This is a genomic window from Mixta sp. Marseille-Q2659 (assembly GCF_940807255.1).
Taxonomy (GTDB): Bacteria; Pseudomonadota; Gammaproteobacteria; order Enterobacterales; family Enterobacteriaceae; genus Mixta.
The window spans coordinates 18,109-30,720 of the sequence record NZ_CALNWY010000001.1; the positions used below are offsets into that span (position 1 = coordinate 18,109).

The 12,612-nt window shown below is 55.8% G+C and carries 10 protein-coding genes; 6 read left to right on the forward strand and 4 right to left on the reverse strand.

Annotated elements, in window-relative coordinates; translation table 11 throughout:
• Positions 1–36: 36 nt before the first annotated feature.
• The 3 genes from metF to metB all read right to left on the reverse strand — a co-directional run bounded on the left by metF (position 37) and on the right by metB (position 4,950).
• Positions 37–939 carry a methylenetetrahydrofolate reductase gene (metF, locus tag P3C52_RS00080; protein WP_275553218.1) on the reverse strand — a complete coding sequence of 301 codons (903 nt, stop codon included), beginning with the start codon at positions 937–939 and terminating at the stop codon, positions 37–39.
• A 411-nt stretch (positions 940–1,350) separates the two neighbouring features.
• A complete protein-coding gene (locus tag P3C52_RS00085; RefSeq protein WP_275553219.1) occupies positions 1,351–3,786 on the reverse strand; it encodes a bifunctional aspartate kinase/homoserine dehydrogenase II in 2,436 nt (811 codons plus the stop codon).
• A 3-nt stretch (positions 3,787–3,789) separates the two neighbouring features.
• The gene (metB, locus tag P3C52_RS00090; RefSeq protein ID WP_275553220.1) at positions 3,790–4,950 is read right to left on the reverse strand and encodes a cystathionine gamma-synthase; all 1,161 of its coding nucleotides are present in this window, start codon (positions 4,948–4,950) and stop codon (positions 3,790–3,792) included.
• A 275-nt stretch (positions 4,951–5,225) separates the two neighbouring features.
• Here metB and metJ point away from each other — a divergent pair, with 275 nt between their 5' ends.
• Positions 5,226–5,543, forward strand: coding sequence for a met regulon transcriptional regulator MetJ (metJ, locus tag P3C52_RS00095; protein ID WP_038629044.1), 318 nt, complete (start codon positions 5,226–5,228; stop codon positions 5,541–5,543).
• Between the two features lie 91 nt (positions 5,544–5,634).
• Here metJ and rpmE read toward each other — a convergent pair whose 3' ends face one another.
• Positions 5,635–5,847: a 50S ribosomal protein L31 gene (rpmE, locus tag P3C52_RS00100; RefSeq protein WP_085069375.1), complete on the reverse strand. Its 213-nt coding sequence runs from the start codon at positions 5,845–5,847 to the stop codon at positions 5,635–5,637.
• Positions 5,848–6,063: 216 nt separating this feature from the next.
• On the opposite strand from rpmE, the gene priA reads away from it, so the two are divergent.
• The 5 genes from priA (at position 6,064) to hslU (ending at position 12,535) form a co-directional block, all read left to right on the forward strand.
• Positions 6,064–8,259, forward strand: a complete 2,196-nt coding sequence (gene priA, locus P3C52_RS00105; RefSeq protein WP_275553221.1) for a primosomal protein N' — start codon at positions 6,064–6,066, stop codon at positions 8,257–8,259.
• Between the two features lie 194 nt (positions 8,260–8,453).
• Entirely contained in the window at positions 8,454–9,476 is a 1,023-nt protein-coding gene (cytR, locus tag P3C52_RS00110; RefSeq protein WP_275553527.1) for a DNA-binding transcriptional regulator CytR, read from the forward strand.
• Between the two features lie 177 nt (positions 9,477–9,653).
• Positions 9,654–10,571, forward strand: coding sequence for a cell division protein FtsN (gene ftsN, locus P3C52_RS00115; protein WP_275553222.1), 918 nt, complete (start codon positions 9,654–9,656; stop codon positions 10,569–10,571).
• Positions 10,572–10,661: 90 nt separating this feature from the next.
• Positions 10,662–11,192: an ATP-dependent protease subunit HslV gene (hslV, locus tag P3C52_RS00120; RefSeq protein WP_103060717.1), complete on the forward strand. Its 531-nt coding sequence runs from the start codon at positions 10,662–10,664 to the stop codon at positions 11,190–11,192.
• 11 nt (positions 11,193–11,203) lie between these two features.
• The gene (hslU, locus tag P3C52_RS00125; RefSeq protein WP_275553223.1) at positions 11,204–12,535 is read left to right on the forward strand and encodes an HslU--HslV peptidase ATPase subunit; all 1,332 of its coding nucleotides are present in this window, start codon (positions 11,204–11,206) and stop codon (positions 12,533–12,535) included.
• The last annotated feature ends 77 nt before the right edge of the window (positions 12,536–12,612 follow it).

A 12,612-nucleotide genomic window follows, 5' to 3' on the forward strand; every position in this document is an offset into this window, starting at 1 on the left:
ATACAGATGAGCAAAAGAACCCAGAAATGTCTTCTGTCAGGCAACCAGCTCCGTTACCGGACGAACGCCCAGCGTATGGCAGATGGCGTAACTCATTTCCGCACGGTTTAGCGTGTAAAAGTGAAAATCCTTCACGCCTTCGCGGCTGAGAATTTTCACCATATCCATCGCGATATTGGCACCGACCATTTTGCGCGTTTCAGGATCGTCATCCAGACCGGCAAACATGCTGTTCATCCAGCCAGGCACGCGCACATTGGTCATGGTAGCGAAGCGCTGAAGCTGTTTAAAGTTGGAAACGGGCAGAATGCCAGGCACGATTTCAACATCAATACCGGTCGCCACGCAGCGATCGCGAAACCGTAAATAGCTTTCAACGTCGAAGAAGAACTGCGTAATCGCCCGGTTCGCCCCGGCATCAATTTTCTTCTTCAGGTTGATGAGATCGGCCTGAGCGCTTTTGGCTTCTGGATGCACTTCCGGGTAGGCGGCCACAGAGATATCAAAATCGCCAACCTCTTTTAGCAGTGCTACTAAATCAGTGGCATACATATCGGGCTTGCCGCCGCCTGCGGGCAGATCGCCGCGTAACGCGACAATATGACGAATGCCGCTGTTCCAGTAATCCTGAGCGATAGTGCGCAGTTCATCGCGCGAAGCGTCAACGCACGTCAGATGCGGCGCAGCTTCCAGACCGGTACGATCTTTAATACCTTTGATAATGCTGTGGGTACGATCGCGCTCGCCAGAGTTGGCGCCGTAGGTGACCGAAACAAATTTAGGCTTCAGGCTGCTCAGACGATCAATAGAACTCCAGAGTGTTTCTTCCATTTCACTGGTACGCGGCGGGAAAAACTCAAAGGAAACGTTAATACGCCCGTTCAGTTCTGCCAGGCTCTGGTTCAGCGCTTCGCGCTGGTTGGCGTGAAAGAAACTCATATCCGCTCTACCTTATCTATCGCTATTAGAAGAAAACAACCCGCGCCTTACAAACATCCATACGTTTAGACGTCTACAGCTCCACAAGATGCAGCCTGGCTGTTTATTTGTCAATCAAAAAGCATTCAACTTGCGCTGAATATCTTTCATCTCATCATCCATACGCGACAGGCAGGTAGAGAAGCGTGTAACCACAACGGTTTAAGGCCTTAGCATCGAATAACGCAGCATTCTCTTTTATTTGGCTCCTCTGAACCACAGGACATTAGCAGTGCCTGTAACTTTTAAAAGGATTTAAAAAGCAGTTAAATGCCGACCCGTTTATTTTGGCCTAAAAGGCTTCGCTCTCTTCTGACGCATGGTTCAAGAAGCGAGAAAGCAAAACGGGTGGCTTGCGCCACCCGTTCCCGTTTACAGCAGTTGCGCCAGCCGGTTAATGTCGGACTGAATCGCCCCGGCGGTCACATCGCGTCCGGCGCCGGGACCGCGGATCACCAGCGGGTTATCGCGATACCAACGGCTTTCAATAGCAAAGACATTGTCACACGGCAGCAGCGCGGCCAGCGGATGCTCAGGACGTACCGCCTCAATGCCGACGCGCGCTTTGCCGTTAGCATCGAAACGGGCGACGTAACGCAGCACCAGTCCCATCTCCTGCGCCGCTTCCAGACGCTGTAACATCTGCTCGTTCAGCGCTTCGCTATTTTCAAAGAAATGATCCACCGAACCCTGCTCACAACCGGCAGGCACCAGCGACTCCACACGCACCTGATCCGGTTCAATATCGTAGCCCGCTTCGCGCGCCAGAATCACCAGCTTGCGCATGACATCCTGACCGGAAAGGTCAACGCGCGGATCCGGTTCAGTCAGCCCCTGCTGCCAGGCCTGATCGACCAGTTCGCTGAAAGGCACCGTGCCGTCGAACTGTAAAAACAGCCAGGAGAGCGTGCCGGAGAAGATGCCGCTGATCGACAGAATGCTGTCGCCGCTTTCCCGCAGGTCGCGCACTGTATGATTGACCGGCAGACCGGCGCCAACCGTGGCGTTATACAGCCAGTGACGATCGGTTTTCGCGAAGGCGTCACGGATCTGCCGCCAGTGGTAGCTATCTGACGCGCCAGCCACTTTATTGGCGCTAATCACATGGAAGCCGTGGCTGGCGAAATCCAGATATTGCCCGGCCAGCGCTTCGCTGGCGGTTACGTCCAGAACCACCAGATCGTCGTAAGGATGCGCGCGCATCCACAAGAATAGCGACTCCTCATCCTGCATGACCGCTTCATCTTCAAAAAACGCCAGCGCCCGACTGGCATCCAGCCCGTCATAGCTCAGCAGGCTGCGGCGGCTGTCTACAACGCCTGCCAGCACAAATTCGAAACCGGTACGGGCAGAGAGGCTTTTCTGCTCGCGGGCAAAGAGTTCCAGCCAGCGCGAGCCGATATTGCCTTTGCCAAACAGCATCAGGCCGATACGTTTTTCCGCGCGGAACAGCGACTGATGTAGCCCCTGCACCAGATGTTCGGTCGGGCCGACGCGCAACACCGCCACCAGACTGATGCCTTCTTCCGACTGCCAGATAAATTCCACCGGCTGATCGTTGATCTGCTGCCAGAAACGATGACTGTGCAGCGGGTTACGGCTAACGCCAGCGCCAACCAACGCTACCAGCGCCAGCCCTTCGCGCAAATGCAGGTGGCCCGGCAGTCCGGCGTCCTGCAACAGAGCGAAGGCGCTGTTAACCACTTCCGAGGTGTAGCAGAGCTGCAGCAGGTTACGGTCGCTGTGGACACCGATCGCCAACGGGCGGATCTGCGCGCGTTTCAGCAGCTGCTCGACTTCTTTATGCAGCGCGGCAAAATCGTGCTGCGGAGCAACTTCAATATCAATCAGGCAAACATCGTCATGGCTGGTCACGATGCGCGCGCCGGTGCCGGACGCCAGCACACGCTCAATACGCGTCGAACCCTGCTCCGGCTGATAGCTACAGCGCAGCTGCAAATCAATATCGCTGTTGGAAACCGGCTGTAGCGTACGTGCGTGCAGTACCGGCGCGGCCAGGCGCGCCAGTTCGCTCGCTTCATCGAGACGCAGCAAGGGCAGCAAACAGGCATCTTTTACTTTGCGGGGATCGGCGCTGTAAACACCGGCGACATCGCTCCAGATCGTCACGCGGCTGACGCCTGCCAGCGCTCCGATCTGCGTGGCGGAATAGTCGGAGCCGTTGCGACCCAGCAGCACGGTTTCTCCGGCGTCGTTTCGGCTAATAAAACCGGTGACCACCAGACGCTGATGCGCATGCTGCGCCATCAACTGCTGTAACAGCGGCCAGGATTTGCCTTCATCTACCTGCGGTTGCGCCGCGCGTTCGGCGCGCAAGAACTCACGCGCATCCAGCCAGCACGCTTCCAGATCGCGCTGTTGCAACACCGCCGCCATCAGCCGCGCTGACCATACTTCGCCGTGACCGACGACTTCGGCATAGACCGCATCGGTAATTTTGCCGTCCAGCAGCGCCGCCAGGCGCTCCAGATCCTGAATAAACTGGTTCAGTAGCGGCTGAGCTAATTCCGGCGACAGCAGACCTTTAATCAGATCGGACTGATAACGACGCAGACTTTGCTGTACCTGATGGGCCGAAAGCCGATCGCTCTGACTGAGCTTTAACCAGCTAATCAGCTGGTTAGTGGTGCTGCCCGCGGCAGAAACCACCATTAAATCTCCTGGCTGGCTGTAATCGGCCATAATGCCTGCGACGCGCTGATAACAGCTAACATCGGCCAGGCTACTGCCGCCAAATTTATGCAGCTGCCTGCTGTGCGGCGCGCCCGCTGCGGCTGAATTACTCATCTCTTAATCCTCGGCTGCCACCCGGAACGCATTATCCAGATCGGCGATTAAATCTTCGTGATCTTCTATCCCAACCGATATGCGCAAAAGCGTATCGGAAATGCCCGCCGCAGCGCGCGCTTCCGCTGACATGCCTGCGTGGGTCATGGTGGCGGTATGGGAAATCAGACTTTCTACTCCACCCAGCGATTCCGCCAGGGTAAACAGTTCCAGCGCTTTCAGGAAACGGCGCAGACGTGGCTCATCGCCATCCAGCTCAAAACTTAACATGGCGCCAAAACCGCGCTGTTGACGTACCGCATGCTGATGACCGGCATTTTCCGGCAGCGAAGGATGATACAGCTTTTTCACCAGCGGCTGCTGCTGCAAATATTCCACGATTGCCAACGCGTTACGTTGCGCCGCCGCCATACGTGGCCCCAGCGTGCGCATGCCGCGTAACAGCAGATAACTGTCGAAGGCGGAGCCGGTTACGCCGATATTATTGGCCCACCAGGCCAGTTCGGTCGCCACCGCCGCATCCTTCGCAATGACCGCTCCGGCAACCACGTCGGAGTGGCCGTTCAGGTATTTGGTGCAGGAGTGCAACACCAGGTCGGCGCCTAACGCCAACGGGTTTTGCAGCGCCGGACTCAAAAAGGTATTGTCTACCACGCTGATGGCGCCCGCCTCGCGCGCCGCCTGACAAATCGCGGCAATATCCACCACGCGCAGCAACGGATTGCTGGGGCTTTCCACCAGCACCAGCTTTGGCTTTTCAGCCAGCGCGTCCTGCAACGCCTCGGCATCACCCTGATCGACGAACTTAACCCGATAAGCGCCACGTTTGCTTTGGCTGTCAAACAGGCGATAGCTACCGCCGTAACAATCATGCGGCGCAACCAGTAAATCGCCAGGCTTCAGGAACAGCGTACAAACCAGATGGATCGCCGACATGCCGGTATTGGTCATTACCGCGCCGGCGCCGTCTTCCAGCTCGGCCAGTGCCCGCTGTACGACATCACGCGTCGGATTGCCGCGACGTGAGTAATCATGGGCGCGCGGCTGGTTGAAATCGGTGAAGTTGTAGGTGCTGGAAAGGTGAATCGGCGGGACAACGCAGCCATATTGCTCGTCATCATTTAACCCGCTGCGCACTGCGATGGTTGCCTGTTTACGCGTCATAGTGCTTACTGTTCCTGAAAGGCCCTGAAAGAAGGCTAACAGGATAGCATTCCACTAGTAGACGTCAATACATCTGGACATCTAAATGTCTTTGCGTATAGATTGAGCAAAAGCGCAATAACCGCTAAAATTGCTGTCAATTGCCCTCTGTAATCCATCCCGCATCCGCCAACAAAGTTACGTATTAAATGCTGACTTTGATTAGTGAGACGTGGGAAGATCGGGCATAATTGGCTGATTTCCGGCATTTTCACTTTTAATAATTAAGGTAACTCATGGCTGAATGGAATGGCGAATATATCAGCCCTTATGCTGAGCATGGTAAGAAGAGCGAGCAGGTCAAAAAAATTACCGTGTCTATTCCGCTGAAAGTACTCAAAATTCTGACAGATGAACGTACGCGTCGTCAGGTAAACAATCTGCGTCACGCCACTAACAGCGAACTGCTGTGCGAAGCATTTCTGCACGCTTTTACCGGCCAGCCGCTGCCGGATGATGTCGACCTGCGCAAAGAGCGCAGCGATGAGATCCCGGAAGAGGCGAAGAAGATTATGCGTGAACTGGGGAAAGACCCGGATACGTGGGAATATTGATAAGCCATTTTTGCGCATAAAAAAACCCAGCCGAAGCTGGGTTTTTTCTTGCATCCGCTCCGTCGAAAAACGGTAGCGTCTGCCGGGAAACTTATTTGCTGCCCGGGATGCTGAAGCGTTTGTTGAAGCGCTCAACACGACCACCGGTATCAACAACACGCTGTTTGCCGGTGTAGAACGGGTGGCATTTACCGCACACGTCCAGGTTCAGATCGTGACCCACGGTAGAGCGGGTTTTGATCACATTACCGCAAGAACAAGTTGCAGTAATTTCAACATACTTAGGATGAATACCTTCTTTCATGGGGTAACCTCAGTAAAGGCCGTGTCGCTCTCCCGTGCCAGGAAAAACCTGCACCGGCACCACACGTGGATTGAACATTCTGGTGATTTTTGATGCTTTGTCCCGCACCAAAGGCGGCAAACTATACAGAAAATAACCGACCGACGCAACAGAATCCGCACATTTATGGCGACACAGTGTACACTACGCCGTTCAACTCTTTTTACGGATAACGTCATGCCCGTTGCTCAGGTCGCGCTGCCCGTTCCGCTCGCACGCCAGTTTGACTACCTGCTTCCAGCCCATCTCCATCCGGCGATCGGCGGACGCGTGCGCGTGCCGTTCGGCAACCGGAAAATGATCGGTATCGTAGTGGGCGTCAGCGAGCAAAGCGATCTGCCGGTTGAGCAGTTAAAAGGCGTGCTGGAAGTCCTTGATAGCGACTCGCTGTTCCCTCCTTCGCTCTGGCGCATTTTGCACTGGGCAGCCGACTATTATCACTATCCGCTGGGCGAAGTGCTGTTTCACGCGCTGCCGGTGCTGTTGCGACAGGGGAAACCGGCACAGGAGACGCCACTCTGGCAATGGTTTATTACCGAGCTGGGACGGGAAACCGCGCCGGAAAGCCTGAAGCGCGCGCCGAAACAGCAGCAGGCGCTGGCCGCGCTGCGCCAGCAGCCGCTCTATCGACATGAAATTGCCCAGCACGAGCTGGCGGACCAGGCGCTTCAGGCGCTGCGGGCGAAAGGATTATGCGATTTACGTGAGCATCTGCCCGCCCGCCAGGACTGGCGCGACAGCTTTGCCGTTAACGGCGAACGGCTGCGGCTGAATACTGAACAGGCGCTGGCGGTTGGCGCGATTCGCAGCGAAGACGAACAGTTTGCGCCCTGGCTACTGGCTGGCATCACCGGTTCAGGTAAAACCGAAGTCTATCTGAGCGTGCTGGAAAATGTGCTGGCCCGCGGGCGTCAGGCGCTGGTGCTGGTGCCGGAAATTGGCCTGACGCCGCAAACCATTGCCCGCTTTCGGGCGCGCTTTAACGCGCCGATTGATGTCCTGCATTCTGGTCTGAACGACAGTGAGCGCATGGCCGTCTGGCTGCGCGCGCGCCAGGGGGAAAATGCCATTGTGATCGGCACCCGTTCGGCGCTGTTTACGCCTTTTGCCCGACCGGGCGTCATCATTATCGATGAAGAACACGACAGCTCTTATAAACAGCAAGAAGGCTGGCGTTATCATGCGCGCGATCTCGCCGTCTTTCGGGCGCGTGAAGAAAACATTCCTATCGTGATGGGATCGGCGACCCCCGCGCTGGAAACGCTGCATAACGTACAGAGCGGCAAATATCGCCAGCTGAACCTCAGCAAGCGTGCCGGTAATGCGCGCCAGGCGACACAACAGCTGATCGATTTAAAAGGCGTCCAATTACAGGGCGGCCTGTCGCCCGCTTTGATTCAGCGTATGCGACAGCATTTGCAGGCTGATAACCAGGTCTTGCTGTTTCTTAATCGCCGTGGGTTTTCGCCCGCGCTGCTGTGCCACGACTGCGGCTGGATTGCGGAATGCCAGCGCTGCGATCACTATTACACGCTGCACCAACAGCAGCGCCAGCTGCGCTGCCATCACTGCGACAGCCAGCGTCCGGTGCCGCGCCAGTGTCCACAATGCGGTTCAACGCACCTGGTACCGGTGGGTTTAGGCACCGAGCAGCTGGAACATAATCTGCAAAGCCTGTTTCCCGGCATTCCGCTCTCGCGCATCGATCGCGATACCACCAGCCGCAAAGGCGCGCTGGAGCAGCATCTGGCGGATGTCTTTCGCGGCGGCGCGCGTATTTTGATCGGCACGCAGATGCTGGCTAAAGGCCACCACTTTCCCGATGTAACGCTGGTTTCTTTGCTCGACGTCGATGGCGCGCTGTTCTCGGCGGATTTCCGCGCCGCCGAACGCTTCGCTCAGCTCTATATACAAGTTGCCGGACGCGCCGGACGCGCCGGAAAACAGGGCGAAGTGCTGCTGCAAACTCATCACCCTGAACATCCGCTGCTGCAGATCTTGCTGCATCAAGGTTACGATGCGTTCGCCAGCCAAACGTTGAACGAGCGTAAAAGCGTGCAGCTTCCCCCGTTTACCAGCCACGCGCTGTTTCGCGCGGACGATCATGACAACCAGCAGGCTGCCGCCTTTTTACATCAGCTGCGTAATTTGCTTGAGGCCAGCCCGCTACGGGATGAGGCGTTGTGGATTATGGGGCCGGTGCCTGCGCTGATGGCCAAACGCGGTGGCCGCTATCGCTGGCAACTGCTATTGCAGCACCCTTCCCGCCTCAGATTGCAGCAGCTGTTAAAAAGCAGTTTGCCGTTAATCTCCACCCTGCCTTTGTCACGCAAGGTAAAATGGACGCTGGATATTGATCCGACGGAAAACTAACCCGTCCGCAGAATTAAGGTTTGCGAGCTGGATCGAAAAACGTCGAATAACTCACAGTTTTTATGCAATTAAAGTAACGGCACCTCATACAATCTGTTAAAAATGTGATGGCCGTCAGCTTTAGCCGCAACAGGCGCAGCATGACAAGACATCCAGATGTTCAGGCCGGTGGTACCGGTGTGAGGAGAAAAGCGTTGGAGCAGAACCAGGAGTCAACGGCAGCCACAATGAAAGATGTGGCTGAGCGTGCGGGAGTCTCAACCGCCACCGTATCCCGCGCGCTGATGAATCCTGAAAAGGTCTCAGCGGCAACCCGGCAGAAAGTTGAGCAGGCGGTAATGGATGTGGGGTATTCGCCTCATGCCCTGGCGCGTAATGCTAAACGCAGTGAATCACGCACCATTCTGGTTATCGTTCCCGACATCTGCGATCCCTTTTTCAGTGAAATTATTCGCGGCGTCGAAGTGACGGCGGCGGCTGAAGGTTATCTGGTCTTGATTGGCGACTGCGCGCACCAGAACCAACAGGAAAAAACCTTTATGAATCTGATGCTGACGCGTCAGATTGACGGCATGGTGCTGCTGGGCTCTCAGGTGCCTTTCGACACTGGCGTGGAAGAGCAGCGCAGCTTACCGCCGATGGTCATGGCGAACGAATTTGCGCCTGACCTGGAGTTGCCAACGGTACATATTGATAACCTGACCGCGGCCTTTGAAGCGGTTAACCATCTCTGGCAGTTAGGGCATCGCCGCATTGCCTGTATCGCGGGCCCGGAGGAGATGCCGCTCAGCCATTACCGTTTACAGGGCTATATTCAGGCGCTGCGCCGCCATGGGCAGACGGTGGAGCCACGCTATATTGTGCGCGGCGATTTTACCTTCGAAGCAGGCGCCACCGCATTTAAACGCCTGATGGCGCTGCCGCAGCCGCCTAAAGCGCTCTTTGCCATAATGATATTATGGCGCTGGGCCATGTCGCAGGCAAAAAGTATGGGCCTGCGCATTCCTCAGGATCTTTCCGTGGTCGGCTTTGATGATATCGAACTCTCTCGCTACAGCGATCCGCCGCTAACCACCATTGCGCAGCCGCGCTTTGCGCTGGGCCGGGAGGCGATGCTGTTGCTGCTGAAGCAGCTTCAGGGGCGAATCGTGAATAACGGCTCGCGCCTGCTGGAATTTGAACTCAAGCTGCGCGGAAGCACAAGACACGCCAGTTAGACAATAAAATGCCACTTTCCAGGCAGTTTCAGCAGATTCTTAAACGACTCACTGCTGGTCAAACTTCCAGCCCTTGAGTAACATGGCGGGCTGATAGCCGGATAGCGGAAGCATCACGCTGACTTAGCGTCTTTTTGTCCGGCAGGCATTTTCTTCTTTGAATTAGCGGAACGATTAGTGGCACAAAAAGATTATGTAGGCCGCGGCCGTTCGACAGGGACGCGTCGCAAGAAAAGTAATAGCCGCAGCAAGAAACGCAACGGTGGCTCCGGCGTTTCGAAAATTATGATAGGGCTGGCGGTGGCAGTGCTGGTGACTTTCGTGGGCGGCTTGTGGTTTATCGCACATCATAAAAAAGAAGAGACGCCGGTCATCCCGGATCATAAAGCTAACGGCAACGGCCTGCCGCCAAAGCCGGAAGAGCGCTGGAAATATATTAAAGAGCTGGAAAACCGCCAGATCACCGTGCCCACGCCAAAAGAACCTTCCGCAGGCGGGGAAATTCAGTCGCAGACACAGCTTACTGATGAACAGCGCCAGTTACTGGAGCAGATGCAGGCCGATATGCGTCAGGCACCTACCCAGCTGAATGAAGTGCCGTGGAATGAGCAGACGCCGATGCAGCGTCAGCAAACGCTTCAGCGCCAGCAACAGCAGCAATTGCAGCAGCAGCGCCTCGAACAGCAGCAACAGCGCCTTCAGCAGCAGCAACAGCAACAACAACGCATTGAGCAACAGCAACGCCAGCAACAACGCGCCCAGCAGCAAACGACGCAACAAACGCATATGCTGCCGCAAAATGCGCCAAAACCGCAGGACAACCGCGCTAAACAGCCGGAAACGGCTAAAGCCAAAGCGGCGGAGAAGCCGCAGCGCTGGATGGTACAGTGCGGGTCGTTTAAAGGCAGCGAACAGGCGGAATCCATCCGCGCTCAGCTGGCTTTTGAAGGCTTTGAAAGCCGTATCACGAACGGCGGCGGCTGGAATCGCGTCGTTATCGGCCCTTATAACAGCCGCGCCAGCGCCGACAGCACGCTGAAGCGTCTGCGTAGTTCCGGCCATTCAAGCTGTATTCCTCTTGCCGTCGGGGGTTGAAACCCTCTAAACCCGCCCCATATCTTGTTGCAATATGCTCCGCGCCACGCTGCGCGGAGCCCTCTTTCCACTGTAACAAGGGGTCTGCCCGTGACAACGATAGTAAGTGTACGACGCAACGGCCACGTAGTGATTGGCGGTGATGGCCAGGCTACGCTCGGCAATACCGTAATGAAAGGCAACGTCAAAAAAGTGCGTCGTCTCTACAATGACAAAGTGATTGCGGGTTTTGCTGGCGGCACAGCAGATGCCTTTACGCTATTTGAACTTTTCGAGCGTAAGCTGGAAATGCATCAGGGCCATCTGGTAAAAGCCGCGGTGGAACTGGCGAAAGACTGGCGTACCGATCGTATGCTGCGCAAGCTGGAAGCACTGCTGGCGGTAGCGGACGAAAACGCGTCTCTGATCATCACCGGTAATGGCGATGTCATCCAACCTGAAAACGATCTGATCGCGATTGGCTCTGGCGGCCCGTATGCTCAGGCAGCGGCGCGCGCCCTGCTGGAAAATACCGAGCTTAGCGCTCGCGACATTACCGAAAAAGCGTTGGGTATTGCAGGCGATATCTGCATTTACACCAACCACAATCTGACTATTGAAGAATTAGCGTCCAAAGCGTAAGGATCGAAACTATGTCTGAAATGACTCCGCGCGAGATTGTCAGCGAACTGAACAGATTTATCATTGGCCAGGATGGCGCCAAGCGTGCTGTGGCGATCGCCCTGCGCAACCGCTGGCGTCGCATGCAGCTGGAAGAAGATCTGCGCCATGAAGTTACGCCAAAAAATATTCTGATGATCGGCCCGACCGGCGTCGGTAAAACCGAAATTGCCCGTCGTCTGGCCAAACTGGCTAACGCGCCGTTTATTAAAGTTGAAGCGACCAAATTCACCGAAGTGGGCTACGTCGGTAAAGAAGTGGATTCCATTATCCGCGATCTGACCGATGCGGCGATGAAGATGGTACGCATGCAGGCGATTGAGAAAAATCGCTATCGCGCCGAAGAGATGGCGGAAGAGCGTATTCTTGATGCGCTGATCCCGCCGGCTAAAAATAACTGGGGCCAGCCGGAACAGAGCGCTGAGCCGTCTGCGGCGCGTCAGTCCTTCCGTAAAAAACTGCGTGAAGGCCAGCTGGACGATAAAGAGATCGAAATCAACCTGGCCGCCGCGCCGATGGGCGTAGAAATCATGGCGCCTCCGGGGATGGAAGAGATGACCAGTCAGCTGCAATCGATGTTCCAGAACCTGGGCGGCCAGAAGCAGAAACCGCGCAAACTGAAGATCAAAGAAGCGATGAAGCTGCTGATTGAAGAAGAAGCGGCGAAGCTGGTTAACCCGGAAGAGCTGAAAGAAGAAGCTATCGAAGCGGTTGAACAGCACGGCATCGTCTTTATCGATGAGATCGATAAAATCTGTAAACGCGGCGAAACCTCCGGCCCGGACGTCTCACGCGAAGGCGTACAGCGCGACCTGCTGCCGCTGGTAGAAGGCTGCACCGTTTCCACCAAGCACGGCATGGTGAAAACTGACCATATCCTGTTTATCGCCTCTGGTGCATTCCAGGTTGCCAGCCCGTCAGATCTGATCCCGGAACTGCAGGGTCGTCTGCCGATTCGCGTTGAGCTGCAGCCGCTGACCGTGAATGATTTCGAGCGTATTCTGACCGAGCCGAGCGCGTCAGTCACCGTTCAGTACAAAGCGCTGATGGCGACCGAAGGCGTTAATATCGAGTTTACCGACGACGGTATTCGCCGTATTGCCGAAGCCGCATGGCAGGTGAACGAAACCACTGAAAATATCGGTGCGCGTCGTCTGCACACGGTGCTGGAGCGCCTGATGGAAGATATTTCCTACGATGCCAGCGATCGTACGGGCGACAGCATTACCATTGATGCTGCGTATGTTTCTCAGCATCTGGATCAGCTGGTCGCTGACGAAGATCTTAGCCGCTTCATTCTGTAACCGGCGTTTTTCTGATGAAAGGAGGCTGCGGCCTCCTTTTTTATTGCTGTCCGGCTATTCCTAAACGGCGGCAACTT